Source organism: Verrucosispora sioxanthis, assembly GCF_010560025.1.
Lineage (GTDB): Bacteria > Actinomycetota > Actinomycetes > Mycobacteriales > Micromonosporaceae > Micromonospora > Micromonospora palythoicola.
On sequence record NZ_SAIY01000002.1, the window covers coordinates 377273 to 403249 of the forward strand.

The 25977-nt window shown below is 67.8% G+C and carries 16 protein-coding genes and 5 pseudogenes; 10 read left to right on the plus strand and 11 right to left on the minus strand.

Annotated features, from left to right (window positions below):
- Positions 1-11: 11 nt before the first annotated feature.
- From ENC19_RS06925 to ENC19_RS06935, 3 genes are all read right to left on the minus strand, one after another.
- On the minus strand, positions 12-239 hold the full coding sequence (locus ENC19_RS06925) for a hypothetical protein (protein WP_164446291.1): 228 nt from the start codon (positions 237-239) through the stop codon (positions 12-14).
- Positions 240-514: 275 nt separating this feature from the next.
- Complete coding sequence (locus ENC19_RS06930) at positions 515-1864, minus strand: pectate lyase family protein (RefSeq protein ID WP_164446292.1); 1350 nt, start codon at positions 1862-1864, stop codon at positions 515-517.
- Between the two features lie 321 nt (positions 1865-2185).
- Positions 2186-3961: a nucleoside hydrolase-like domain-containing protein gene (locus ENC19_RS06935; RefSeq protein WP_164446293.1), complete on the minus strand. Its 1776-nt coding sequence runs from the start codon at positions 3959-3961 to the stop codon at positions 2186-2188.
- 538 nt (positions 3962-4499) lie between these two features.
- Between ENC19_RS06935 and ENC19_RS06940 the strand changes: the two genes are divergently transcribed.
- From ENC19_RS06940 to ENC19_RS06975, 8 genes are read left to right on the plus strand one after another with little or no spacing between them, the layout of a single operon-like run.
- On the plus strand, positions 4500-5510 hold the full coding sequence (locus ENC19_RS06940) for a sugar phosphate isomerase/epimerase family protein (RefSeq protein WP_235944519.1): 1011 nt from the start codon (positions 4500-4502) through the stop codon (positions 5508-5510).
- A gap of 32 nt (positions 5511-5542) precedes the next feature.
- Positions 5543-6427 (plus strand): transketolase, encoded by an 885-nt coding sequence (locus ENC19_RS06945; RefSeq protein WP_269739995.1) that lies wholly within the window; start codon positions 5543-5545, stop codon positions 6425-6427.
- Positions 6424-7395, plus strand: coding sequence for a transketolase family protein (locus ENC19_RS06950; protein ID WP_164446294.1), 972 nt, complete (start codon positions 6424-6426; stop codon positions 7393-7395). The genes ENC19_RS06945 and ENC19_RS06950 overlap by 4 nt, the downstream gene beginning before the upstream one ends.
- Positions 7388-8863 carry an FGGY family carbohydrate kinase gene (locus tag ENC19_RS06955; RefSeq protein WP_164446296.1) on the plus strand — a complete coding sequence of 492 codons (1476 nt, stop codon included), beginning with the start codon at positions 7388-7390 and terminating at the stop codon, positions 8861-8863. The genes ENC19_RS06950 and ENC19_RS06955 overlap by 8 nt, the downstream gene beginning before the upstream one ends.
- Positions 8860-9492 carry a DUF2291 family protein gene (locus ENC19_RS06960; RefSeq protein WP_164446297.1) on the plus strand — a complete coding sequence of 211 codons (633 nt, stop codon included), beginning with the start codon at positions 8860-8862 and terminating at the stop codon, positions 9490-9492. The genes ENC19_RS06955 and ENC19_RS06960 overlap by 4 nt, the downstream gene beginning before the upstream one ends.
- On the plus strand, positions 9489-11027 hold the full coding sequence (locus ENC19_RS06965) for a sugar ABC transporter ATP-binding protein (RefSeq protein ID WP_164446298.1): 1539 nt from the start codon (positions 9489-9491) through the stop codon (positions 11025-11027). The genes ENC19_RS06960 and ENC19_RS06965 overlap by 4 nt, the downstream gene beginning before the upstream one ends.
- Entirely contained in the window at positions 11024-12136 is a 1113-nt protein-coding gene (locus tag ENC19_RS06970; protein WP_269739997.1) for an ABC transporter permease, read from the plus strand. Before ENC19_RS06965 ends, ENC19_RS06970 begins: the two co-directional genes overlap by 4 nt.
- Positions 12137-12188: 52 nt before the next feature.
- Positions 12189-13190: a D-ribose ABC transporter substrate-binding protein gene (locus ENC19_RS06975; RefSeq protein ID WP_235944527.1), complete on the plus strand. Its 1002-nt coding sequence runs from the start codon at positions 12189-12191 to the stop codon at positions 13188-13190.
- Positions 13191-13314: 124 nt separating this feature from the next.
- Here the strand turns inward: ENC19_RS06975 and ENC19_RS06980 are convergent.
- From ENC19_RS06980 to ENC19_RS31290, 6 genes and pseudogenes are all read right to left on the minus strand, one after another.
- A pseudogene (locus ENC19_RS06980) lies at positions 13315-14779 on the minus strand (NF041680 family putative transposase).
- 113 nt (positions 14780-14892) lie between these two features.
- Entirely contained in the window at positions 14893-15903 is a 1011-nt protein-coding gene (locus tag ENC19_RS06985) for a sugar-binding transcriptional regulator (RefSeq protein ID WP_269740000.1), read from the minus strand.
- 447 nt (positions 15904-16350) lie between these two features.
- The gene (locus ENC19_RS31710) at positions 16351-18453 is read right to left on the minus strand and encodes a cellulose binding domain-containing protein (RefSeq protein ID WP_408058056.1); all 2103 of its coding nucleotides are present in this window, start codon (positions 18451-18453) and stop codon (positions 16351-16353) included.
- Positions 18454-19365: 912 nt separating this feature from the next.
- A complete protein-coding gene (locus ENC19_RS06995) occupies positions 19366-20349 on the minus strand; it encodes a DUF6807 family protein (protein ID WP_328824170.1) in 984 nt (327 codons plus the stop codon).
- Positions 20346-21124 (minus strand): annotated as a pseudogene (locus tag ENC19_RS07000) (transposase family protein). The gene ENC19_RS06995 and the pseudogene ENC19_RS07000 overlap by 4 nt, the downstream one beginning before the upstream one ends.
- Positions 21125-21247: 123 nt before the next feature.
- A pseudogene (locus ENC19_RS31290) lies at positions 21248-21340 on the minus strand (IS5 family transposase); the annotation flags it as partial.
- A gap of 355 nt (positions 21341-21695) precedes the next feature.
- On the opposite strand from ENC19_RS31290, the gene ENC19_RS07010 reads away from it, so the two are divergent.
- Together ENC19_RS07010 and ENC19_RS07015 are read left to right on the plus strand one after the other, a co-directional pair.
- Entirely contained in the window at positions 21696-23513 is a 1818-nt protein-coding gene (locus tag ENC19_RS07010; RefSeq protein ID WP_164446302.1) for a nucleoside hydrolase-like domain-containing protein, read from the plus strand.
- Positions 23514-23857: 344 nt separating this feature from the next.
- Positions 23858-24980: pseudogene (locus tag ENC19_RS07015) on the plus strand (IS701 family transposase); the annotation flags it as partial.
- A 124-nt stretch (positions 24981-25104) separates the two neighbouring features.
- On the opposite strand, the gene ENC19_RS07020 reads toward ENC19_RS07015, so the two are convergent.
- Positions 25105-25398, minus strand: a complete 294-nt coding sequence (locus ENC19_RS07020) for an integrase core domain-containing protein (RefSeq protein WP_309246241.1) — start codon at positions 25396-25398, stop codon at positions 25105-25107.
- Positions 25399-25418: 20 nt separating this feature from the next.
- A pseudogene (locus tag ENC19_RS31715) lies at positions 25419-25976 on the minus strand (IS3 family transposase); the annotation flags it as partial.
- Between the last annotated feature and the right edge of the window lies 1 nt (position 25977).

The following is a 25977-nucleotide window of genomic DNA, read 5'->3' on the forward strand; positions in this document are numbered from 1 at the left end:
ATAGACAGCCATCATATCAGCCTGCCGAGAGAAGACTCGATACTGAATAGCCAGTACGGCAGCCGTCGTTCGGGATTGGCGGGGCAGAAGCGCGGCCCCTTGGTTCCGGCGCTGCGGTGCTGCGACGAGGCCGGCAGGGTCAGCCGCGACTTGGTCAGCGCGCAGGTGGGTGCCACCACCATCGATCGATACCAGGTGGCTGCGGGACACGGCCAGGACATGGTCGAGCTGATGCTCACGCAAGTGCACGCGGAAGGCACTGCTGTTGCCGCAGACCTCGTCCGCAGCCGCTCGCCAACGTCCAGTGGGCCCTGATCGAGCCACTGCTGCCGAAGCCGCACCACAGACGGGCAGCGGGAGAAGTATGAGCACCGTCCGCTGCCCCGTCAGCGCCCTGTTCCAGTAGCGAGTGGTAGACCTCTGCGGTCGTCCGCGGACGGTGCTCGGCCAAGTTCAGCCGAGCACCGTCCGCTACCGTGACGAGGAGGTGCGTCGCGGACGGTCCGATCGAACGTCAGGGGTTGATTCGGCCGGCGCCGGCACCGCCCGTCACGATCGACTTCACGCTGCTGGCGGCATCCAGGGTGTACGAGTACGGGATGCTGTTGACGCTGCCCCCGGCCTGCCCACTGCCTGACCCGACGAAGTGGTTGTTCCGGGCGACCAGGCTACCCGCCCCGGAAGACCCTTCACCACGGTGGAACGGGTCGCTGACGCCGTCGAAGTAGTTGCCCTCGACGAGCACACCGGCGTTCATGGTGGAAGCCACTCCGTAGCCGCTGTTCTTGTAGTAGTAGTTGTTGTACACGTGCACAGGGTTGCCGAAGCGGACCCGCGGGTGACGCTGCGTGGTGGCGTCGAACCAGTTGTGGTGGTAGGTGACCCGCAGGTGACCGACGTCCTGGCTGGCGTTGCCGTCACTGTGTCCGAGCAGCATCGACTTGTTGTGGTTCATTACCCGGTTCCAGGACACCGTGATGAAGTCCGAGCCCCGCTTGATGTCCACGGCACCGTCGTAGCCGTGGTCGAAGGTGTTGTGGTCGATCCAGATGTTCTTGGCCGACTCCTGCACGTTGATCGCGTCATCGCCCCAGTTCCGGAACGTCAGGTTCCGGATGATGACGTTGTTCTCGTTACTGATGTTGAAACCGCAACCGGTGATGGTCGCCCCGGAGTTGCCGAGGATGGTCTTGTTGGACTTGACCGACAGCATTCCGGAGCAGGAGATGTTGCCGGAAACCCGGATCACCGACGCGCTACTGGATCCCAGGGCGCTGCTCAGCGCCGAGGAACTGGTGACAGTGGTGGTGCTGGCGTTGCCGCCGCCGGTGGTGCCGCCATTCTGGGTGGCCCAGCCGACGAGGCCGGTCTGCGGCGGGCCGCCGGTGGGCGGCGGGGTGGTGGGCGGCACCGTGGTGGGCGGCGCCGTGGTGGGGGCCGTGCCGCCGGTGCAGGCGACCCCGTTCAGCGTGAAGCTGTTCGGTGCCGGGTTGCTGGAGTTGTTCCAGGTGCCGTTGAAGCCGAACGACGCGGTGCCGCCGGTGCCGATGTTCCCGTTGTAGCTGAGATTGGTGGCGGTGACCTGGCTGCCGTTCTGGGTCACGGTCGCGTTCCAGGCCGAGCTCACCTGCTGCCCGGCGCTGTAGGACCAGCGCAGGTTCCAGGACGAGACAGGGTCGCCGAGGTTGGTGATGGTGATGTTGCTGGTGAATCCGCCCGACCACTGTCCGTCGACCGAATAGTTGACCTGGCAGCCGGCTGCGGCGTGGGCGGTGCCGGCGGTGAGCACCCCGCCGACGAACAGCGCCGCGCCAGCAGTGGCGGTGGCGGTGGCGAGCAGCGTGGCGCGCCGTGTTGCGAGCATGGTGGATCCCTTCGAGAAGGCGGGACGGGGCTCGGGCTGCCGTCCACCGTCGACGGCGCCCTGCCCTGTGGCGCCGGTGGGTCGACTGGTACGGCATGCGTAGCCCTCGCCAGAGTGGTGAGCTGGCGATGTGGCTCCGGCAAGCGCTTCCCCATAGAACCATGCCTATAGAAGTGTGTAAATCACCAGACGTCGATGAATATTTATTCGCTACGGGTGCAGCTCGCGCGCGGCGCCGCAGGAACAGCGACCGGACCGGCCAGTCCGGACTCGATGCCACGAGCGGCCCGGGCCGGGACGGATTCCCTGCCCGACCATGCGTCAACGGATCGTGAAGATCAATCTCCGGTACGAGGTGAGATTGGGGGTCCCGTTGTCCGCCACTTCCAGGATGATGTGTACCTGCTTGCCCGGCTCGTTGGGCACCACGAAATTGGCGGCATTCTGTGAGGTGGCGTTGTTGATGGACACCTTGGCGGCGACGGAGTCGGCGTCGCCGTACTGCCACCAGCGGTAGGTGAGGACGTTTCCGTCGGGATCGGTGGACGGAGAGGCGTCAAGCGAGATCACCTGGCCGGGTGACACGTCTCGGCGCGATGCGCCGACCACCTCTGCCTTCGGCTGGTGGTTGGCGCCGTTGTACGACGAGGACACGGCCCAGTCCATGCGTGCCGCGAAGTCGTTCTGCACGGCCGGGATCCACCTCCAGTACATCTTGTTGCGGTCCCCGTCGTCGGAGATGGTCGTGTCCGTGAGGTGGCGGGGTTTGTTGCCTGGGTCATCGTACGCCGAGCGGCCGCCCCAACCGCCGAGCGTGTAGTCCTCGTGGGCATTCAGGCCGTTGGCGATCTCGTGAAGGAACGAGGGGGTGTCACCTTCGCTGACGAAGCTCTGGGGATACATGGACCCGAGGGGGCCGTGGCCGCTCTTGACGTTCGTGTTCAGCCACGAGCTCGTCATGTAGGCCTTGACGTAGTCCGGACTGGGACCCGAGAGGCTCTGGTAGTCCCAGACGTTGTCCCAGCGGTAGGCCTCGTTGATGTACGCCTCGCGGACGTTGTCCTCGATCCACTGACCGCCGCCGTCCTGATACCAGATGCAGTAGATGCGCACCTTGGCGACCGCTCGGTTGAAGTCCGCCGACGAGTACGAGGTGCGCAGCCGCCACAGCGCCGAGGCGAGCGTGTTCGCTCCTCCCCAGGCCATGACATGAACCGGGCGGGGATCACTGTCCAGCAGGACGTTGATGATCAGTTGCTCACCGGGAGTGTTCTTCGTGGCCATGCTGGGTGGTGCGACGTTGAGGTCGTTGCTGTTCTCATTGCCCACCCGGAGCACACTCTGCAGCTGGCTCGCATCCGGATAGTTGGGGTTGTGCCGCCGTAGGTTCGGCAGGATCTCCGCGTACTTGGTGAGCTGTGCCTCGACCCACTTGTCGCGGCTGTGGCCACTCTTCTGGTACTTGGAGTTCGTCTGCACGATGCCCGCGATGTCGAAGTCCGACGCGTACATCAAGAATCTGATCATGGTGCTGCGGTCGTCGACCTCGCCGTCGGTCATGGCGATGACCCGCGCTTTCGTGGAGTCGCCGGTCGGCGGCGGGGTGGTCGGAGGTGCGGTGGTCGGAGGTGCGGTGGTCGGAGGTGCGGTGGTGGGGGTGGTGGATCCGGTACAGGCGGTGCCGTTGAGGGTGAACGCGGTGGGGGCCGGATTGCTGCCAGTCCAACTGCCGTTGAAGCCGGGCGTCACCGTCGCGTTGGTACCAAGATTCCCGTTGTACTCCGCGTTGATGACGGTCACGTTGCTGCCGGACTGGTTGACGACGCCGTTCCAGAGTTGGGTGACGGTCTGCCCCGCGCTGAAGGAGAACTTCAAGGTCCAGTCGGACAGGGGGGCGCCCAGGTTGGTGACATCGATCGTGGCGCCGAACCCGCCGGGCCACTGACTGGTGACTGAGTAGGTGACGCGGCACCCGGCGGCGGCGTCGGCCCTGCCGGCGACTGCCAGGGCGCCGGTGGCGGTGACGGCGACTGCGATGGCTGCGACAGTTCCACGGCGGAGCCGTGATGGAGCAGTTCCGGTGTGGCGTGTAGGCATGAGCTGGCTTCCTCACTGCCATCCCTGCAGTACAGGTGATGACGAATCTCGTAGCGGGAAGCGTTGGTGCCGATCGACGGCCAGCGGCAGGGCGGTGTGCGCTACCGCGTACCTTCGCTTCGCTTCGGGCGATCAAGGCTGGCTGATTGCGGACCGTTGCCCTCGGCCGCGGACTACTTGGGCTGCCGGCTCCACCGGAGCGCATCGATGCTCATCGTAGTCGAGAGTGAGGTCGGTAGCCAGAAATTCCGTACCGAATAGATACTCAGCACTGCTGATTGGTTGGGGCGCTCGGGCCCCGGCAGGAAGAGCTGACGCGGCGGGACCTGCGACAGGGATCCCCTTCCACCGGGGCGGGCGCGCGTCGGCGGCATGGCCGACCTTGCGCCTCAGACGGTCGGCTGGCTTGGGCAGGCGGGCGGGGTCGGTGCGCTGCGGCCGGCGCCGAGGGCTTGGAGGCGGTTGAGGCCCGCTGAAAGGGATGCCTCTCAAGCTTTGGACATTGACACAGGAGTTTCGATCGCTCTACGCTTTCATCATGTCGGATCACGTTCGAATAGATATGCAAGCGCCGGTCTTCGGCGCGGGCATCTGGCACTTCGGCCGGTATGTGGACAGGTACGCGACCGACGGGTACGGCCCGCCAGTCAACACGCTGGAGGCGATCGATCTGGCTGGCAAGGTCGAGGACCTGTCGGTGGTGGACCTGACGTTCCCGTTCGATCCGGCCGGGTTGAGTGTCGCGGAGGTGGCCGGCGCGCTGCAGCGCAACGGGCTGCGCGCGGTAGCCGTGACTCCGGAGATCTACACCCGCCGGTTCAGCCGCGGCGCCTTCACCAACCCGGACGCGGACGTGCGGCGAGCCGCGATCGAGCTGGTCTCGCGGAGCGCCGAGGCGGCCCGGGAACTCGGCTGCGACTACGTCAAGCTCTGGCCCGGGCAGGACGGCTGGGACTACCCGTTCCAGGCCGACCACCGGCAGCTGTGGAAGTTCTCCGTGGACGCGGTCCGCGAGCTGGCCGACACCTTCCCCGACCTGCGCTTCGCGATCGAGTACAAGCCGCGGGAGCCGCGTAACGCGATGGTGTTCTCCTCCGTGGCTCGCACGCTGCTGGCGATCGAGGAGATCGGGCTGCCGAACGTCGGCATCCTGTTGGACTTCGGGCACTCGCTCTATGGCGGGGAGTCGCCGGCCGATGCCGCGCGGTTGGCGATCTCGCGTGGTCGCCTGTTCGCGATCGACGTCAACGACAACTACCGCGGGTGGGACGACGACATGGTCGTCGGGTCGATGCACCCGATCGAGACGTTCGAGTTCTTCTACGCCCTGGTCGAGGCCGGCTGGCAGGGGGTGTGGCAGTTGGACCAGTTCCCGTTCCGGGAGGACAGCGTGCAGGCTGCCACCGACGGCATCCGGGTGATGAAGCGCATCCACCGCGCGGTGTGCGCCGTCGACCGGCAGGCGCTGCAGGCGGCCCAGCGGTCTCAGGACGCCCTCGCCGCGCAGCGGATCATCCAGAACGCCCTGTACGGCCCGTACCAGGGTTGAGGAAAGTGGCATACCTTCGATGAGGTGGCACCGTGAAACTGCCGGCTGATCCCGAACGCTCCCAGCGGTACGGGGAACTGTCCGCCCGCCTGCGCGCGTCCGACGCCGATGTCGCCGCCGTCGAGTTGCGGCGCATCTCGCGAGAGGTGCGGCGCAGCATCGTCCGGATGATCGACCGCGCCCGGATGGGTCACATCGGCGGTGACCTGTCGGTGACCGACATCCTGGTGACCTGCTTCTGGGGAGCGCTGTCACTGGATCCGCAGCGGCCGACGTGGCGGGAGCGGGACCGGTTCATTCTCAGCAAGGGGCACTGCGCCGCGGCGTTGTACTCCACCTTGGCGCACTGCGGCTTCTTCCGCCAAGAGGAACTTGAGACGTTCATGGCGCCGATGTCCGCGCTGAACGGGCACCCGAACAAGCTCAAGGTGCCTGGGGTGGAAACCAACACCGGCGCACTGGGACACGGTCTCCCGGTCGCCACCGGCTGCGCCATCGCCGCGCGGCTGACTGGAGCGACCTGGCGCACGGTCGTCGTCCTCGGTGATGGAGAGATGCAAGAGGGCAGTAACTGGGAGGCGGCGATGACCGCCTCCCACCACGGACTGTCATCGCTGACCGCGGTGATCGATCGCAACCGCCTGCAGCAGGGCGCCCGCACCGAGGACACCAAGCGTCTGGAGCCCTTCGCCGACAAGTGGCGCAGCTTCGGCTGGGAGGTGCGCGACGTCGACGGGCACGACCACGCCGCGCTGCTGCGTGCCTTGGGGCCGTCGTCGGCCGGGCAGCCGGTCGCGGTCATCGCCAACACGATCAAGGGGAAGGGTGTGTCCTTCATGGAGGACCGCGTCGAGTGGCATCACAAGGTGCCCACCCACGACCAGGTCGACCAGGCGCTGGCGGAGCTCGTCGGATGACGGTCGTGGAGCAGGTCACCTTCGACTGCCGGCAGGCGTTCGCCGACGAGTTGCGCCTCATGGCCCGAGCGGACGAGCGCATCGTCGCCGTCTGCAACGACTCGGTCGGATCGAGCAACCTCGTGGGCTTCCGCGAGGAGTTCCCGCAGCGGCTGGTGAACGTCGGCATCGCCGAGCAGGACCTGGTCGGTGTGGCGGCCGGGCTGGCCAATGCGGGCAAGATCCCGTTCGTCTGCGCGGCGGCACCCTTTCTGACCGGTCGGGCGCTCGAACAGATCAAGGCGGACGTGGCCTACAGCGACGTGCACGTCGTGCTCTGCGGGCAGAGCCCGGGCATGGCCTACGGCGAGCTGGGGCCGACCCACCACTCCATCGAGGACCTGTCGTGGATGCGCGCGGTGGCGAACCTCGACGTGATCGTGCCGGCCGACCCGGATCAGACCCGGGCCGCCGTACGCTGGGCCGCTGCCTCAGGTCGACCCTCCTACTTGCGGATTCCCCGCTTCAAGGTGCCCGCTGTCACGCCACCGGACGCCCCCTTCGCCCCCGGCACGGCGGTTCGGCTGATCGACGGTGACGATGTCACGGTCATCGCGATCGGGTCACTGACCAGCCGCGCGCTGGACGCCGCCGACCGACTGCGCGCGGAGGGCATCGCCGTCCGTGTGTTGAACATGCCCTTCGTGGATCCGATCGACGTCCGTGCGGTGCTGGCCGCCGCTCGGGAGACGCGAGGGATCGTGACCGCCGAGGAGGCGACCACGACCGGAGGTCTGGGGGCAGCAGTCGCGGCGATCGCGGCCACCGCCCACCCCACCCCGATGCGGATCCTCGGCGTGCCCAGAGTCTTCGCCCCCACCGGCGACACCGCGTTCCTGCTCGAGCACTTCGGGCTGACCGCGGACGGCATCGCCGCGGCGGTGCGTGACCTGCTCGGCACCTCCGACACGGGTGGTGGTCATGGCTGACGGGTCGCTCGTCCTCGCGGTGGACCAAGGGACGAGCTCCACCAAGGCACTCCTGGTCGACGCCGGCGGGCAGGTCGTCGCACGTGCTGTCGCGCCGTTGTCCGAACGGCAGCCGCAGCCGGGTTGGGTCGAGCAGGACGCCGTCGAGCTGTGGCAGAGCGTACGCGCGGCCGTGGCGTCGTGCGTCGACCCGGTGCTCGCGCACCGGATCGAGGCGGTCGGGTTGAGCACCCAGCGGGAGTCGCTGGTGCTGTGGGACCGCCGCACCGGCGAACCGCTCGGGCCGTTGGTGAGCTGGCAGGACCAGCGGACGAACGGCGCGTGCCACGAACTCGCAGCGGCTGGCAGCGGCCCGCTCGTGCGCGCGATCAGCGGGATGCCCCTGGACCCGATGTTCTCGGCCCTCAAGGCCGGCTGGCTCCTGGACACCTACGACCCGCAACGGCGGCGTGCCAAGGCCGGCGAACTGTGCCTTGGCACCGTCGACTCCTGGCTGCTGAGCCGGTTCGGTGGAGAGCACGTGACCGAGGTCGGCAACGCCTCGCGCACGCAGTTGCTCAACAGTGACACCCGGCGGTGGGACGAACGCCTCCTTGACCTCTTCGCCGTACCCGCCGCCGTGCTGCCCCGCGTGGTCGCCTCCTGCGGCGACTTCCCGGCCGTCCGGGGTCTGGCGCCCGTGCCCGACGGCACTCCGGTGCGGGCGGTCCTCGGGGACTCCCATGCGGCGATGTTCGCGCACGCCGGCTGGCGACCCGGGGTGGTGAAGGCCACCTACGGCACCGGCTCGTCGGTCATGGCCATCGGCGACGGCGGTGACAGCCCGCGGCTGTGCCGCACCGTCGCCTGGGACGTCACCGGCCCTGTTCTCGCCGTCGAGGGCAATATCCGGGCGACCGGCCGTACGCTCAGCTGGCTGGCCGATCTGTTCGGCGTCGACGTACAGGTGCTGCTCGACGAGGCGGCGCATGCCGCGGGCCCCGTGCAGATCGTACCGGCGTTCGGCGGCCTGGGCGCCCCCTGGTGGGATCCCGACGCGGTCGCCGTACTCAGCGGTATGACGCTGGCCACCCGCCGCGGCGACCTGGCCGCCGCAGCCCTGCACGCCATCGCCCACCAGATCGAGGACGTCGTGGCGGTGCTCGAGGCCACCGTCGGCGAGGTGCGGCTGCTGCTGTGTGACGGAGGCCTGACCCGCAGCGCCCGGCTGATGCAGACCCAGGCCGACGTCAGCGGGCGGCGGGTCGGGCGCTCCGCCGAGCAGGACCTGTCCTGCCTGGGCGCCGCGGACGCGGCCGGACTGGCCGCCGGCCTGTGGAGCCTGCCTGACCTTGAGCGGCGGCTACGACCCACCGACGAGTACCACCCGTCGACCGACCACGTGGCCCGGGCCGCCGAGCGGACCCGATGGCACGACGCGGTCGACCGGGCCCGACCTGCTGCCGTACCGGGAAGGAGGAGATCGTGACCCTCGCACCGCGTCCGCGATGGCTCGGCCCGGCGGCCGTCGCCGCACTCGTCGTGGCGATCCTGGTCAGCACCGAGTATCGGCCGGCGGACGCGCCCTCGACGGCGGAGGCACAGAGGTTCGACCCAGCCCGCTACGGCGCCGAGACATACCAGAGCAAGGTAGTGCCGGCCATCCGGCAGGGCGCCACCCCGCTGCCGGAACTGTTCGCGGCCCTGACCGCGGACAAAGAGGCGGCCGGCCGGAAGTACGGCCACCGGCAGAGCACCGGCCCGTGGACCTTCGCGGTCACCGGCGAGGGCATCGCCGGCAAGACCACCGGCAGTCTCATGCTCGTCTCGGACACCGGACTGCCCGCGAAGACCCGGGTGTCGCTTCAGGTAGGGCCGGCGATCAACGGGACGGCCCTGCGGGACGCCGCCGGCTTCATCACCTTCGGCGATTTCCTCAACCAGGTGGAGTACGCGGACGCGGCGACCGCACTGAACAACCAGATGCGCGCGACTGTGCTGTCCGACCTGAGTCCCGCGGAGCTGGCAGGAAAGAAGATCACGTTCACCGGCGCGTTCAGCTTCGTCACGCCGTCGGTCATCACCATCACCCCGATCGAGATCGGGACGGCGCCGTGAACCCTGTCCTGCGTGCCTGTGGTGTGACGAAGGTGTACGGCGGCACCCATGCGCTCAAGGGCGTCGACTTCGCGATCGCCGCCGGCCGGGTGACGGCGCTGTTCGGCGAGAACGGTGCCGGCAAGTCCACCCTGATGAAGATCCTGGCCGGGATCGAGCAGCCCACCACCGGCCACATCGAACTCGACGGCACGACTGTCCGTCCCCGGTCCGCCCGAGAGGCGGCTGACCAGGGCATCTCGATCATCCACCAGGAGCTGAGTCTCTGCCCCAACCTGAGCGTGCAGGACAACCTCTTCCTGGCCCGCGAGATCCGTACCCGGGGCATCGTCGACCGGGCGGCACAACGCGAGGCCACCCTTGCGGTCCTGCGCCGGCTCGAGGAGGATCTGGACCCCGACCGGCTCGTGGGCGACTTGCGCCTCGGCCAGCAACAGATCGTCGAGATCGCCCGGGCACTGCTGCAGAACGCGCGGGTGCTCATCATGGACGAGCCCACCTCGGCCCTCACCGCGCCCGAGGTAGCCGTCCTGTTCCGGATCATCCGGGAACTGACCACCAGCGGGGTCGCCGTCGTCTACATCTCACACCATCTCGACGAGGCGCTGGAGATCGCCGACGACGTGGCCGTACTCCGGGACGGCAACCTGGTGGCCGCCGGTGCGGCGAGCGAGGTGACGCTCGGCTGGATCGTCCGGCACATGGTGGGCCGCGACCCCGACGCGCTGTTTCCCTACCGCGAGACCATCGTCGGCGCCCCGGTACTCTCCGCGGACCGGGTCGTGGTCGCCGACCCGCATAACCCTCACCGCCTCGCCGTCAACCAGGTGTCGCTGACCCTTCACGAGGGCGAGATCGTCGGCGTCTACGGACTCATGGGATCCGGGCGTACCGAACTGCTGGAGACGCTCGCCGGACGGATCACGCCCGCCGCAGGAACGATCACCCTCGACGGCTCACCGTTGGGCGACGCCGGCATCCGCCGACGAATCGCCGAGGGGATCGCCCTGGTTCCCGAGGACCGTCAACGCGACGGCCTGGTCCAGTCCATGTCGGTCGGGCAGAACCTGAGCCTCGCCGGGCTGTCACGGTTCGTCCGCAACCTGCTCGTCACGCGCAGCGCCGAACGCGAGGCGGTCGAGCGGACCATCACCGAGGTCACCATCAAGACCAGCGGCGCCACCGCCGCCATCGGCTCGCTCAGCGGCGGCAACCAACAGAAGGTCGTCATCGGCAAGGCGCTGCTGACCCGGCCCCGCGTCCTGCTTCTCGACGAGCCGTCCCGCGGCGTGGACGTGGGTGCCAAGGCGGACATCTTCGAACTCATGGCCGCTCAAGCGCGCCGTGGACTCTCCGTGCTCTTCGCGACATCTGAAGCCGAGGAGGCCCTGCACATCCCCGACCGGTTGCTCGTGCTCGCCCGTGGCGTGGTGGTAGGCGAGTACCGGCGCGGGCAGATAACCCGGGAGGAACTGATGAGCCTGTCCGACGGCCGTGTCGCCGCCCCCGCCGCGCAGAGGGAGCCGGCGCTGTGACCACACAGACCACCCTGCCGGCGAAGGCAGGACACGACACCGCCACCGACTCGGCCACGAAGGCCCACCGGATGTCGTTGCTCAACGGCCTGTTCGAGCTCCGTGCCTTCATCGCGTTGGCCGTGCTGGTCGTCGTGTTCAGCCTGCTGTCCGACTCGTTCCTGACCGTCACCAACCTGATCACGATGACCAAGCACGTCGCGATCAACGCGATCATTGCGCTTGGCATGCTGCTGGTCATCCTCAAGGGCGGCATCGACCTGTCGGTCGGATCCGTCGTCGGACTGTCCGGTGTCGTCGCCGGCGAACTGCTGCAGGGCCTGCGGCTCGGATTCCTCGACACCATCGCATACCCGCCGGTCTGGGCGGTCATCGTGCTCTGCGTCGCGGTGGGGATGCTCGTCGGCCTGGTCAACGGTGTCCTGATCACCCGCTTCCGCGTCGCGCCGTTCATCGCCACACTCGGCATGCTCTACGTGGCCCGCGGGCTGGCGCTGCTCATCTCCAACGGCACCACCTATCCCAGACTGGCCGGCAGCCCGGAGCTCGGCAACACCGGTTTCGGCTTCCTCGGCAGCGGGCGACCGCTCGGGCTGCCCACCTCGATCTGGCTGATGGCGATCCTCGCCGCCGCGGTCGCTCTGGTACTGATCAAAAGCCCGTTCGGCCGCTGGCTCTATGCCACCGGGGGCAACGATCGGGCGGCCGAGCTGTCCGGCGTACCGGTCCGCCGGGTCAAGACCATCGTCTACGTCGTCGCCGGCGGATGCGCGGCGGTGGCAGGCCTCATCATCGCCTCGGAACTGACTTCCGCGGCACCACAGGCGGGCGAGACCTACGAACTCAACGCCATCGCCGCGGTGGTGATCGGTGGTGCGGCCCTCAGCGGTGGCCGCGGCACGGTGCGCGGCACACTCGTCGGCGCCTTCGTCATCGGGTTTCTCGCCGACGGACTTGTGCTCCTCGGCGTGTCGACGTTCTGGCAGATCCTGATCAAGGGGGCGGTGATCGTCCTCGCCGTCATGCTCGACCAGGGGCAGCAGAGATTCCAGCGGCGTCAGGGCGCCCTCGCCTCCGCCGCCGCAGCCACCAAGACACCGTCGGTCTGACTCCGGCTCCACCCTCACATCCCCCATAACCCACCACACCACACCATCCCCCATGGAGTCCCACATGTACTCTTCAATCCCCCGGAGGCAGGCCCTCGCCGTCGTGCCCCTTGTCAGCGCCGCCCTTCTCCTCGGCGCGTGCGGCTCCGCCGGCGACGGGTCGACCAAGAACGAAGGCGGCAAGGAGGCCGGTGGCCTCATCGCGATCATCACGCCGTCAGCGGACAACCCGTTCTTCAAGGCCGAGGCCGACGCCGCCAAGGCCAAAGCGGAGTCACTCGGCTACCAGACCTCCGTCGCGTCCCACGACGACGACCCGAACAAGCAGAGCGAGCTGATCGACACGGCGATCTCCCGCAAGGCCAAGGCGATCATCCTCGACAATGCCGGCGCCGACGCGTCCATCGGTCCGGTCCGCAAGGCCAAGGACGCGGGCATCCCCGTGTTCCTCATCGACCGGGAGATCAACGCCACCGGCATCGCCACCGCGCAGATCGTCTCCAACAACGCCCAGGGCGCCCAGTTGGCCGCCGAATCCTTCGTCCAGGCCATGTCGGGCAAAGGCAGCTACGTCGAGCTCGTCGGCAAGGAGTCCGACACCAACGCGGGCGTGCGCTCAAAGGGCTTCACCGACGTCATCTCCCAGTATCCCGACATGAAGCTCGTCGCGAAGGAAAGCGCCAACTGGGACCAGCAGGAAGCCTTCACCAAGATGGAGACCATCCTGCAGAAGAACCGCAACATCCAGGGCGTCATCGCCGGCAACGACACCATGGCACTCGGCGCCGTCGCCGCGCTCAAGGCCGCCGGACTGAACGGGAAGGTCGTGGTGGTGGGCTTCGACGGCAGCCCGGACGCCATCGCCGCCATCAAGGCCGGAGAGATGCACGCCACCGCCCTGCAACCGGCCGTGCTCGGCGCCGAAACGGCGGTCGAGCAGGCCGACAAGTTCATCAAGACCGGGTCGACCGGTGCCCCGGAGAAACAGTCCATCGACTGCGAACTGGTCACCAAAGACAACGCCGACCAGTTCGGCGTCTTCGGCAGGAAGTAGGTTCCGTCCCTCAGGTCCCGTGTCATGCCTTCCTCGGCCGGGCACGGGACCCGACGGGTGACGCCGGTGGTGGAAGCAGACGGCCCCTGCTGTGCCGCGGTCCGGGCGGAGGCTAACTTGATCTTTAACCTCTTTGGCGTGGGCGAGGACTCGCGGTCTTCGTCTTCTCGGTGCCCGGTTTGTTGGTCTTCTTGGTGGTCGCGATGTGGACGTCGTGACGCGAGGTGGGCTGGGTGTTGCGGCGGCCGGGCGGCCGTCCAGGTCCTGGTCGGGAAGGTTTCGGTGCGCCGGCGGGGCAGGTGGCCTTGGCGCGGAGGTGTCGAAACCCTCGCCGGACGCGGGCGGGTGGCAGGCGCTGCGGTGGTGCTGGTTTCTCCCAGGGGCGGCGTAGGTCGGCGGCCGCGGTGCGGGCGAGACGGAGCTGGGTGTAGGCGGCGAGGATCAGCCAGGTCCAGCGGTCGGCTGCCTGCGGGGTGCGGATCTTCGGGCAGGTCCAGCCGAGGGTCTGTTTGAACAGGCGGAATGTGTGCTCGATGTCGAAGCGGCGCAGGAAGGTCTGCCAGAGCCGGTCGACGTCGGCGGCGGTGGCGTCGACGCCGGACCACCACAGCCACACCGGCTTCGGGGTCGCGCCGCTGGGCAGGTGGTCGACTTCCAAGCGGATGACGGTTCCCTCGATGATCGGCAGTGCCTTCGCCGCGTCGATCCAGGCGTTGCGGTGGGTCAGCCGGGGGTGCAGCCGGTTCCAGGCCCGGGCCCACGCCGTGCCGTAGAGGCGGGTGTCGGTGACGGTGGCCGCGTCGGGTTCGCCCCAGGTGGCGGGATCACCGAAGACGAACTCGCCGCCGTGACGGGGCGGCCGGCCGATTGTTCCCGGCTGCCGGGGTGGCGTGGCTCGGCGGAGTACCCGGTTCGAGCGCATCCGCGCGAGGACCTGCACGGGCAGATTGGCCAGGAGGAACGCCAGGCGGGGCGCGTCGTAGCCGGCATCGGCCACGACCAGGATGTCCTGGTCGCCGGGCTGCCACTGCCCGGCGGAGACCAGCCGGCCCCACGATGTCGCGCACCTGCCCGGCGGTGACCGCCGCGGCATCAGCACCGGGCGCCAGCCGCACCGCGTCTAACGGCGCCGTCCATGAACCGCGGCCCGATTCCAGGGCCACGACCATCGAATACGGCCAGCCCGGAACCATGATCGTCTGGTCCTTACCGCGGCCGTAGGTGTGACACAGGATCCGCTGCGGTGAGGTGTGCGCGTCCGGACGCAGCCAGCAGGTGATGTCCACCGCCAGAACGAGACGCCCGTCGGCCGCCCGCGGCAGCGGCACCCCGGCGAGGGCGGTACGCAGCCGGTCGATGTCCAGCCGCCCGCAGGCGAGGGCGTCATACAACGCCCCGTGACCACGACGATGCTCACCCACCAGCGACAACTCCACCAACGACCGGACCGGCCCATCGGCGCACAACACGGCGTCCGTCAGGTCGAACAACGCGTCCGCAAGCGCGGTCAAGCAGTCGTAGAACACTCGCCGGGACCTGTCCAGGTCCCCGACGGCATCAGCCGCACAACGGCCATGCACACTGGTCACCAGAACAGCCCTTGGTTATTGATGTTCTTCCCTAGACAAGAAGATCATCGACCAAGGGCTGTTTCCGTGACCAGCCAGGGTCCCCAAAGGACCCGCGGAGGTTAAAGATCAAGTTAGGGGGCCGGTTCCACGGCGAGACACCGGGCCACGTCGAGGTCGGTCACCAGGACGTCAAGCCAGCCGCCACGGAGCGCCGCGCGGATGGCGGTGTACTTACGGGTACCGCCGGCGATCCCGACGACACGAGGTATCGATCGCAGTGTGTCGGTGTCGATGCCGAGTACCCGCTCGTCAAGCGCGGACTTGACCACCTCGCCGTGTTCATCGAAGAAGCGCAGGCAGATGTCGCCGACGGCTCCCAGTTTGCGCAGGGCGTCCTGATCGGTGTCGGCGATGGCGTTGCCGCTCTCCATCAGCAGCGGCGACGGTTCCAGGCTGCCCAGGCCGGCAAGCAGCATGGTGAGGCTGCCATAAGTGGCCATGACGTCACTGATGTGCGGGTCGGTGACGAGGACCTCGCGGGCTGCTGATGACGTGGCCAGCCCGGGGGCGGGCAGGAAGATCGCCTTGGCGCCGGTCAGGATCGCCAGTCGGTCGGCGAGGCGGGTGGCGTAGATCTGCGACGTGCTGCTACCGACCCCGCCGATGACCTGGACGACCTGGTCGGCGACTGGGTTGGGGCGGGGGCGCATGGCGTCGACGGTGGCGAGCAGGGTCGAACTCCAGGAGGAGATGCCGATCCGGTCGCCGCCGGTGAGTGTGGTCTCCAGGTAGACTGCGGCCGCCGCGCCGATGGCCTTCAAGGCGGACTGCTCGCCCGGCGAGGAGTGGCCGGTGTCGGCCACCACCACGTCTCGCAGACCGAATCGGCGCTCGATCTCTTCCTCCAGCTCGGCATGCACGCCGGCCGGGGTGATCACGGTGGTGCGGACGATGCCCAGCGCGGTGGCCTGCTTCAACAGGCGAGAGACGCGGGGCTGGGAGATGTGCAGTTGCTCGGCGATCTGCGGTTGCCGCATCCCGTGCTCGTGGTACATCCGAGCCACCTTGGTCAACAGCCGCAACTGGCTGGTGGACACGCCGCCGATCGCCGGCTCCCGCAGATCACCGCGTTCGCTGGGCACAGGACTCCTTCCGACGTGCGGGTGAGGCGAGAGCCTCGCCACCAGAGGATACCTGAATGAGTATTCAACACTGGTTGCGCACAGCTACTTCCGGGACGGATTCACGACGGTCGAAGGTGAGCGCGGATCGGTGTCGACGGCCGCCATCTGATTGGTGCGTGAGTCGACGACCAATGCCCAGGCCGGCCCGGTGGGCACAGAGCCGGCAGTGCGGAACGGTCGACTGGCGGACTTCGCTGCCAGGTTCAACCTAACCCAGGTGGCGTTGCCGGGCGGCGCCACGGCAACCAAGATCTGGTACCGGACATACGAGCCGTTCGATGAACCGGGTGAGTGGGCGGGACCCGATGGCGGTGACCTGCGAGAGGAACCGGGGCTGTCTGCCCGCGGACCGGATGTCCGGTCGCCCGGCGCCGGTGCTGGAGGGCACCGGCGCCGGGCGGTGGGTCAGGCGACTGTGCAGGTGGTGCCGTTGAGAGTGAAGGAGGACGGCCGGCCGGTGTTGCCGGTGTGGTTGGCCTGGAAGCCGATGTCGACCGAGGAGTTCGGCGCGATCGTGCCGTTGTAGGAGACGTTGCGGGCGGTGACCGCCCCGCTCGACGGGGAGTAGGTGGCGTTCCAGCCACTGGTGATGGTCTGCCCGCCGGGCAGGGTGAACGCAAGCGTCCAGCCGTTGACCGTCGTGGTGCTGGTATTGGTGATGCTGATGGCGGTGGTGAGACCGGTGTTCCACGCGTTGACCGTGTACGTGACCCGGCAACCTGCCGAGGGCGGCGCAGTGGTCGGCGGCGCAGTGGTCGGCGGCGCAGTGGTCGGCGGCGCAGTGGTCGGCGGCGCAGTGGTCGGCGGCGCAGTGGTCGGCGGCGCAGTGCCGTTGCCCCGCACCAGCACGCCCACGCTCACCGGACCGAAGCCCAGTCCCGAGGCCGGATCGGTCGCCGTGTAGGTGAAGTTCGCCAGCCCGCTATGGTTGGCCGCCGGGGTGAACCGGGCGGTACGGCCGTCACCCAGCAGGGTCACCGTGCCGTTGCTGCCCGAGGCGACGGTGAAGTTCAGGGCCAAGCCACCGTTGAGGGTACGCAGGTCTACGTCCACCGACCCGTTGCGGTCGACCGTCGCGTGGCCGTCAGCCAACCAGTTCAGGTACTTCTCCAGCATCGTGTAACCGGTCGCATCGGTGTTGTTCCGATCCGCCGCGTTGCTCGGGTTGAGCCCGAGGGCGTGCTCCCAATAGTCCGGCATGCCGTCACTGTCGGTGTCCGTGGGCGCCGGCGCAGAAACGAGGGTAGGCCAACCGCCAACGTCGGAGACGTTGTTGATGATCCGTCCATTCTGCTGGCGGACGCTGTCGACGATCCGCTTGTCGACGGCGTCGCGACGCCACGGCATCGCACCGCCCTGCGCCAGCACCCGCGCGTACGCCGTGCCCGCGGAATCGGTTGTCACCGACGGGACAGGCCACTCACTACTCTGCCTGACGTGGTTTCCACAGAACATCCCCCACCCGGTGTTGCTGCCGTCAACCCGGCCGTTCTTGTTCAGGTCGATCATGTTGCCCGACTGGTAGGTCCGCAGACTGCCGCCACTCTCCATGGCACACGTCGCGGTCGAGTTCGGCCCGGCCACCAGGTAGTTGTTGATGTAGTTCAGCTCGATCGGGCCGTCATCCGAGCCGCTGTAGCCGGCTGCGTAACCCCAGTTGGAGAAGACGTTGTTGCGCAGGTCCAGCCGGAAGCCCGGATCCGGGGCGTCGGTGCCCGGACGGGGGTTGCGACTGACGTTGTTCGCCCACAGGTTGTGATGCCACGAGTATGTGGTGTCGTGCGCGGAGGCGATGATGCTGCCGAACGCGTGACCAGCCCGGTTCAACGCCTCGGAAATGATGGTGTTCTGCACGGTCAGATTCTGGACATCCCGACTGGCCGAGATCACCTCATCCGAACCCCATGACCCCGACACATGGTCGATAATGATGTTGCGGCCGGACGAGATCCACATACTGTCGCGATCGTCACTCGCACCGGTGCGCAGCCGGATATGACGGACGACCACGTCGTGAGCGCCATTGCCGATGCCGAGGGTGTGATTGCGGATCGCGATCCCGTCGCCGGGCGCGCTCTGGCCTGCAATTGTGATGTTCGACTTGTTGATCCCCAGGTTGGAGTTCAGCGCGATCGTGCCGGAAACCTTGAACAGGATTGTCCGGCCACCGGCCGGCGCGCCGTCGATGCCCGCCCGCAGCGACCCGGGCCCGGAGTCGGCGAGCGTGGTCACGTAGTAGACGTCACCACCGCGGCCGCCCTTGGCGTTGGCCCCCGCCCCCTCCGCGCCGGGGAACGCGAGCGGGGCCGCCGCCGCTACGGGCGCGGGGTCCACCGCTGCCCCCGCTCGCGGCGTGGCGATTGACGCGGCGCCCAGCGCCATAGCGACGGTGATCACCATCGCCCCCGTGACACCAGGCAACCGCCAGCCCAACCGGCTGATCGGTGGATGCCCAACTGTTTCCATCCTTGCCCTCCTTTGAGGTTCGTGTAGGAGATCGAGATACATCCGGGCGTTCGCCAACAGCGGTGCCGCGAATATCTATTCATTGACGGTGCTCGATGCATGCGAACCGCGAACATAACGTCACCCGACGCGCTTGTCAACGTGTCGTCATGTTCCTGAAACGTCGGTCGACCGGACGCAGAGAGGCTGACTCTCCGTCAGACGACCCATGAACGACCACTTCCCGCATATAATTTCCAGGCGAAGCGCAGGCCCTTGTTCTGGTTGATCCCTGCCTCGGTGAGCAGCCGGTGAGCCGGCCGTGGGACCTCCGGCTGCATGCCAGCTCCAGTCGGATGCCACAACGGCCGCGTCAGCGATTGCCGGACTACCAGACGTTGCTGACGGCACACACCGCCGCCAGCAGTCGCTGGCAGGCCGGGATCTCATGCCGGGCCAGCGGTTCAGACCGGACACGGACGCGAACGGCTCGCGCTCATCGCCCCGGAAGCTCACGACACGACATGCCGCCTGCGGCGGCTGCGCCATCATCAGACGCCACGCGGGAGAGATAGACGGAATGAGTCGAAGCCACTCGAACCAGCCCAGGCGGAACTCGCCTGAGCTTCGACACCGGCCCGCCAGTGGCACGGGTATGGCATGCCCCGGCCGCCCCGGACATCCCACCCACCGAGCGAGCACGGGGCGGACAACTCCACCACGCGCCAACGTGTTCGCATGAGATGTTCAGGACCGTCGTTCCGCCGCCGTTGCCCTCGGCTGCGGTTAATCAGGTCACCTGGCTCCACACACTACATCGACAGCTATCGTCGCAGAGTAGACGGCGCGCAGCAACATATCCGTTGCTGAATGTTTATCCACTAGACGGGTGTCTCGGTCTCGAACTTCAGCCGCGAGGGTCGAAGGCCACCCGGACGCAGGCAACAGACTCGGTCTCCCACGTCACCGCCGCTGCTACCCCGTTCCCGCCCCGGTCAGGATGGCCTCGGCGGCGCTGAGAACACCGGCCACCTGTGCCACCCGCAGCCTGCCGTCCACGACCAGAGTCACGATCCGGCGGCGGATCCCGGCGCCCGGGGCCAGGACGAGCGGCCGGTCCCAGGCCAGCGAGGAGCCGACCCCGGCGTAGTCGTCGTGGCGGACGAACCACTGATCGGCCTGCTGTGACCCGCGGTCGGGGACGAAGACCAGGCTCCACGGTGCGTCGCTGCCCCCACCGACTAGCGCCAGCCATCGGGCGCGGCTGCCGTGCAGGTGCCGCACTCCGACGCGATCCGGGCCGAGGACCTCCACCCGCCGGCCACTTCGCCGGGCCCGCCAGAAGAAGCCGCCGTAGCCCGCGGCCGGCCGGCCGTTGGTCGCGGGGCTGGCGAGAGCGAGAGGCAGGGCGGTCACGTTGGTCATCTCGTAGCTGAAGTCCAGCGCCCACGCGACTTCGCTGACCGCTACGGCGGAGATGGTACGCCGTTCGTGCAGCAGGTCGACCCGCTCAGGTCCCGTCCAGCGCAGGTCGTGGTCGATGCTGCTGGGGGTTGTACGCACCCAGCCTCTGGTGAAGTTGAGTGCCGTGGTTGCGCAGGTCCATCGGGCCCCGGCCGGAAACAAGGGTACGACCACCTCAGAAGTTGACCCCGCCCACGTCGGCGATCGCCACACAGACCCCAGGTGATGCGGGTGGTCCTCCGGCATGAGTTCGGTGACCTCGGCGCCGGTCAGGGTTCGTACCGGATGTAGAAAAGGTCGCGGTGAGGCCGTCAGCGGTAGACGCAGCTGCCAGACGTAGTCCGCCACGACATGGTCGGCCAGGCTGAGACTGATCAGGTCGGACACGGTGGACCGGCCGCCCATGGTGAACTCCTCCCGTCCTGCGCACGGCGGCGGTGGCAGACCGGACTGGTCAGCCGGCAGGCGCCGGCCCGCAGTATGAGCCACTTTCATCCTGCGTAGCGGTTGGCTTCGACGTGGTGCAGGACCAGGATGGCTTGCACGATCGCGGTGACTCGGTGTGGCAGCAGCGCAGCTTGGCCAGGACCTTCCAGGATTTGAGCGTGGCGATCGCGCGTTCTCCGCGGGCGCGGATCTTCGCGTGGGCTCGGTTGACGGCCTTCTGCCTGTGTGACAGCTTGGGCCGGAAGCGGCGCCGCTTGAGCGGGGTGCGGACGCTGCCGTGGGCGCCTTGGTAGCCCTTGTCGGCGAAGGTCAGCACGTCCGCGCTGGTCAGGGCATCGATGATGCCGTGACCGCGTGCGGCGGTCAGATCGTGTGCCGAACCGGGCAGTGCCGGTGATGCCCACACGAGCCGGCCGGTGGCGTCGGAGATGACCTGCACGTTCACGCCGTGGCGTTTGTGATTGCCGCTGTAGTACGGCTTCTGCTCGGCGACCCGGTCGATCGGGATCAGCGTGCCGTCCAGGATCGCGTACGCCAGCAGCCGGATGCGTCGCATCGCGGTCAGGTCGGCGGCTGCCGAGCTGAGCAGGGCAATCGCTTCCTGGACGTAGCGCCAGGCAGTGGCGACGCCGATCTCGAAGCCGGCGGCAAGTCGGGTATAGGTGTCGCCGTTACGCAGATGGGCCAGGGCGAGCAGCGCCTGCCGGCCGGGCTCAAGGCGCCGCCAGTGGGATCGGCGCTGCTTGCGGTGGTCGCGGATGCGTTCGGCGAGGTGGTTCAGAGTGCGGCTGGACAACGGAATCGTGGCGGGGTAGGACAGCATGGCGAGGCTCCCGGTCGGGCTTCGAGTCTTGCTCGACAGCTGTCCTACCTGGAGCCTCGCACCCATCGATCACCGGGCCTGCCACACCAACCCTGAGCTGCAAAATCAGCTTGGAAACGGCTCGGTGTTGTCGATGGCGCTGGCGGCGGTGACGATGACAGCGAGAAGGAGGCCGAGGGTGTCGGTGATGATGCCGCGTTTGCGGCCGAACTTTCGGAGTCTCCGCTAGACCACAACGCTCTCACCAGCGACAGGACCGGCAGAGGTGTCGCAGAAACCCGATCACCTGTGGAACCCGGGACTGAGCGATTGAATCAATAATCAGCATTGATTCAATCGCAAGACACTGGCACGATGGTTGTCTATACGGCCTACGGGAGTCGGCCGCGCTGATCATCGGAGCCGAGGGCAACGGCGACGAATCGAACCCAGACATTCCTGATTACCTGCAGCTGGTGGCCGGCGGCAGCGTAGGTCTTTTGGCCTTCTGCAGAATTGGATTCTCCGAGTCGCCTCCAGTTGCCCGATGCTGCCGTCTATCGCACCGTGACGGCAGCAGAGAGGAAGCCCGATGAGGCTTGTCCACCGCCGTACCGTCCCACCGTCACGTCTACGTCGCGGAGCCATCGCGGCCACTGCTCTCGTCGTCGCGTCCACCGGGGTCGTCGCGGGTGCCACCCAGGCCAGCGCCGCGGCCGGGTGCCGCGTCGACTACACCATCACCAGTCAGTGGTCGGGTGGCTTCGGCGCCAACATCGCCGTCACCAACCTCGGTGACCCGATCTCCGCCTGGACGCTCAAGTTCTCCTTCGCCGCCGGGCAGACCATCACCCAGCTGTGGAACGGCACCGTCAGCCAGTCAGGCGGCAACGTGACGGTCACGAATGCCTCCTACAACGGCAACCTCGCCACCAACGCCACCGTCACCCCCGGCTTCAACGGCACGTGGAACGGCAGCAACCCGGTCCCCACCTCGTTCACCCTCAACGGCACCACCTGCACCGGCAGCCTCCCACCCACCACGCCGCCACCGACCACGCCGCCACCGACCACGCCGCCGCCACCGACCACGCCGCCACCGACGACCCCGCCACCGACGACCCCACCGCCCCCCGGGGAGTCGGTCAAACCTCGTGTGATCAACATGACGGATCTCGGTGCCGACCCCGACGACCTGCAGTCCCTGGTCCGGATGCTGGTGACCGTCAACGAGGTGGATCTCGAGGGCCTGATCGGGACGACGGGCTGCTGGCGCACCACCCAGAGCTCGTCCAACATGGCCAACCTGCTCAATCCCAGGCTGAACGCGTACGGTCAGGTACTTCCCAATCTCCAGAAGCACGCCGCTGGCTTCCCGAGCCTCGCCTACCTGCAGTCCATATCGAAGCTCGGCCAGACCGGCTACGGCATGGGCAGCGTCGGTGCCGGTAAGGACAGCCCCGGCTCAGAACTGATCATCGCCGCAGTGGACCGGCACGACCCCCGCCCCGTGTGGGTCAATTTCTGGGGCGGTGGGAACACGCTGGCCCAGGCGCTGTGGAAGGTGAAGAACACGCGAAGCCAGGCCCAGGTGGACCAGTTCGTCAGCAAGCTGCGGGTGTACGACATCCTGGGGCAGGACGACGCCGGAGCATGGATCACCAAGAACTTCCCCAGCCTGACCTACATCCGCGCCAAGAACCTGGTCTACAGCTGGCAGCCCTCCGACAGTTGGCTGGACACCAACGTCCAGAACCACGGGCCGCTCGGGGCACAGTACCCGGACAGGAAGTACGCGACCGAGGGCGACAGCCCCGCGTTCATGCACCAGCTGACCAACGGCCTCACCGACCCCGACCGCGTGGACTGGGGCGGCTGGGGCGGACGTTTCGGTCCGGCCGAGAAGACCGGTGTCCGCGGCATGTCGTGCGCCGGCAGGCTCAGCAACGAACCGTCGTACGACCCGTACTACATGTACAGCGACGCCTCGGACGGTGGCAGCTCGATCAGCCGCTGGGGCACCGCCATCCACAACGACTTCGCCGCCCGGATGGACTGGACCATCACCGGCACCTACTCCGGCGCGAACCACCACCCGACCGCCGTGGTCAACGGTGACAACACCAAGCGAGTCCTGCGGATCTCCGCCGCTCCCGGTTCCAGCGTCAACCTCAGTGGGGCCGGATCCAGCGACCCTGACGGCAACGCGCTGACCTACTCCTGGTCGTACTACGACGAACCCAGCTCGCACAACGGAGCCGTGACGATCAACAACAGCTCCAACGCGAACGCGACCGTGCAGGTTCCGTCCAACGCGGGCGGTCGCGACATCCACATCATCCTGCAGCTACGCGACAACGGCTCACCCAACCTGTACTCCTACCGCCGCGTGGTCATCGACGTGCGATAGCCACGGACCTACTCGCATCTCCTTGGACGCGTCCTGCGGCAGAGCCGTACCAGCGATCCGCTGGTAGCCAAGGAAGGCAGCCTTAACTGACCTTTGTGGGTTGTGGCTTCGTCGCAGGACGTCCTGCAGGGCCCCGGCAAATTCGTGATGTCAGGCCCTGGGTTTGGTGGAGAGTTGGTTGCAGATCTTGAATGGTTCGGGTTCGTCCGATGTGGTCTTCTTGACGGCGTTGGTTGGGGTAGTACTCCAACGTCACTTGACTTCGGCGTTGGGCGTGGCGCGGGCATGAAGACGGCCATCGCGTTGATCATCGATGGTTTGTGAGGACAACCGAAGATCACGCGATGGCCGTGGGCCACAGCTTAAACCCCGCCGGGTGGCGGGTCATCCTCGACGAGGCGGTGACGCGTGTCGCTGACCGGTTCGTGCGGGCGGAGCCACGCCGGACCGCCGGGCAGTTCGTGGAAGGGCTGCTGTCGGGCGTGGAACGAAAGACCTGCTGGTCCATCGCCGAACGGACGGGCCACGCTGATCCGCAGGCGATGCAGCGGCTGCTGCGCACGGGGTGTGGGACGCCGACGCCGTCCGCGATGACGTTCGGGCCTGGCTGATCGCGCAGCTCGGCCACCCTGACGCGGTGCTGGCCTGCGACGAGACCGGTTTCCTGAAGAAGGGCGTGTGCTCGGTCGGGGTGCAACGGCAGTACACCGGCACCGCCGGCCGCGTCGAGAACAGCCAGGCGGGGTGTTCCTCGCCTACGTTTCACCTGCGGGGCGGGCGATGATCGACCGCCGGCTCTACCTACCCGAGACGACCTGGTGCGAGCGGTCCGAGCGTCTCACCGCCGCCGGCGTCCCCGACGAGGTCGGGTTCGCCACGAAGGCGGCTCTGGCCCGGCAGATGATCGCCGCCGCGGTCAACGCCGAAATCCCGTTCGCGTGGGTGACCGGCGACGAGGTCTACGGCGCCGACCCTGGCCTGCGCGCTGACCTCGAACACTGTGGGATCGGCTATGTCCTGGCCGTCGGCTGCGACCGACGCGTGGCGGTCAACGACGGCCGCACCCTCATCCGCGTCGACGACCTCGCCGAGCGGATACCCACCCGCGAATGGCAGCCCCGCAGCTGTGGGCCGGGCGCGAAAGGTCCCCGCGACTACCTGTGGGCCTGGATCACCACGGCCACCCAACCTGGTGAACACCGGTGGCTACTCATCCGCCGCAACCGCACCACCGGCGAACTGGCCTTCTACCTCTGCTGGTCACCCCGCCCCGTCCCGCTGAACACCCTCGTGCGAGTGGCCGGCTCCCGTTGGAGCATCGAGGAGCCGTTCCAGACCGGCAAAGGCCAGGTCGGCCTGGACCACTACCAGGTCCGCAGCTGGACCGGCTGGCACCGATTCATCACCCTGGCCATGCTCGCCCTCGCCGTCCTGACCATCCTCGCCGCCACCGCACAGCAACCCGACACCGACGCGGAGATCATCGCGCTGACCATCGCCGAGATCCGCCGACTCCTCAACGCCTTCGTCCTCGCCACATCGCTCCCACCAGAGCACACCCTGTCAAGCCCCGGGTTTGGTGGAGAGTTGGTTAGCTGGTTTTCAGGGGTGCGGTGACCGGCTGGGTCATCGCGTGTAGTGCCTCGTGTTCGGCGGGCGGGACGTGTCCGAGTTCGCCGTGCAGGCGCCGGTTGTTGTACCAGTCGATGTACTCGACGGTGGCCATCTCCAGGTCGTCGAGCCCGAGCCACGGACCTCGGTTGCGGACGAGTTCGGCCTTGTAGAGGGAGTTGAACGCCTCGGCCATCGCGTTGTCGTACGAGTCGCCCTTGGACCCGACCGAGGCGACAGCGCCGGCCTCGGCGAGCCGTTGGCTGTAGCGAATCGCTCGATACTGCCCTGGACTCCCCTGTCCGAGTGATGGACCAGTTTGCGCAGGTCAGCGCCCTGATTCTCGCGACGCCAGATCGCCATTTTCAGCGCGTCGAGGGCCAGATCCGTGTAGAGGCTGGTGGCGACCTGCCAGCCGACGATCATGCGGGAGTGCACGTCGAGGACGAACGCGGCGTACTCCCAGCCCACGCTGGTGCGCACGTAGGTCAGGTCGGCGACCCACAGCTGGTTCGGATGTTCTGCGGTGAAGTCCCGTTTGACCAGGTCACCCGGGCGTCCGGTCTCGGCTGCGGGCCGGGTCGTGCGCGGCGACTTGTCACGCAGCAGCCCGCGCAGCCCGGACTCGCGCATCAGCCGCTCGATGGTGCACCGGGCCACTCGCACACCGCGTCGGCGCAGCTCGTGCCAGAGCTTGCGAGCGCCGTAGACGCCGTAGTTCTCCGCGTGGATCCGCTCGATCATCGCGGTCAGCTCCTCATCCCGCCGGGAGCGGGCGCTGGCCGGTCGGGTCTTGGCGGCGTAGTAGGTCGACGGTGCGATCTGTGCCGGCGTGTCTTCGAGCGCCTGCAGG

Bases quoted from the DNA above. Each gene is read 5' to 3' on its own strand.
- ENC19_RS06930 (WP_164446292.1), bottom strand. From the start codon at position 1,864: ATGCTCGCAACACGGCGCGCCACGCTGCTCGCCACCGCCACCGCCACT.
- ENC19_RS06935 (WP_164446293.1), bottom strand. From the start codon at position 3,961: ATGCCTACACGCCACACCGGAACTGCTCCATCACGGCTCCGCCGTGGA.
- ENC19_RS06940 (WP_235944519.1), top strand. From the start codon at position 4,500: ATGTCGGATCACGTTCGAATAGATATGCAAGCGCCGGTCTTCGGCGCG.
- ENC19_RS06950 (WP_164446294.1), top strand. From the start codon at position 6,424: ATGACGGTCGTGGAGCAGGTCACCTTCGACTGCCGGCAGGCGTTCGCC.
- ENC19_RS06955 (WP_164446296.1), top strand. From the start codon at position 7,388: ATGGCTGACGGGTCGCTCGTCCTCGCGGTGGACCAAGGGACGAGCTCC.
- ENC19_RS06975 (WP_235944527.1), top strand. From the start codon at position 12,189: ATGGAGTCCCACATGTACTCTTCAATCCCCCGGAGGCAGGCCCTCGCC.
- ENC19_RS31710 (WP_408058056.1), bottom strand. From the start codon at position 18,453: ATGTATCTCGATCTCCTACACGAACCTCAAAGGAGGGCAAGGATGGAA.
- ENC19_RS06995 (WP_328824170.1), bottom strand. From the start codon at position 20,349: ATGAAAGTGGCTCATACTGCGGGCCGGCGCCTGCCGGCTGACCAGTCC.
- ENC19_RS07010 (WP_164446302.1), top strand. From the start codon at position 21,696: ATGAGGCTTGTCCACCGCCGTACCGTCCCACCGTCACGTCTACGTCGC.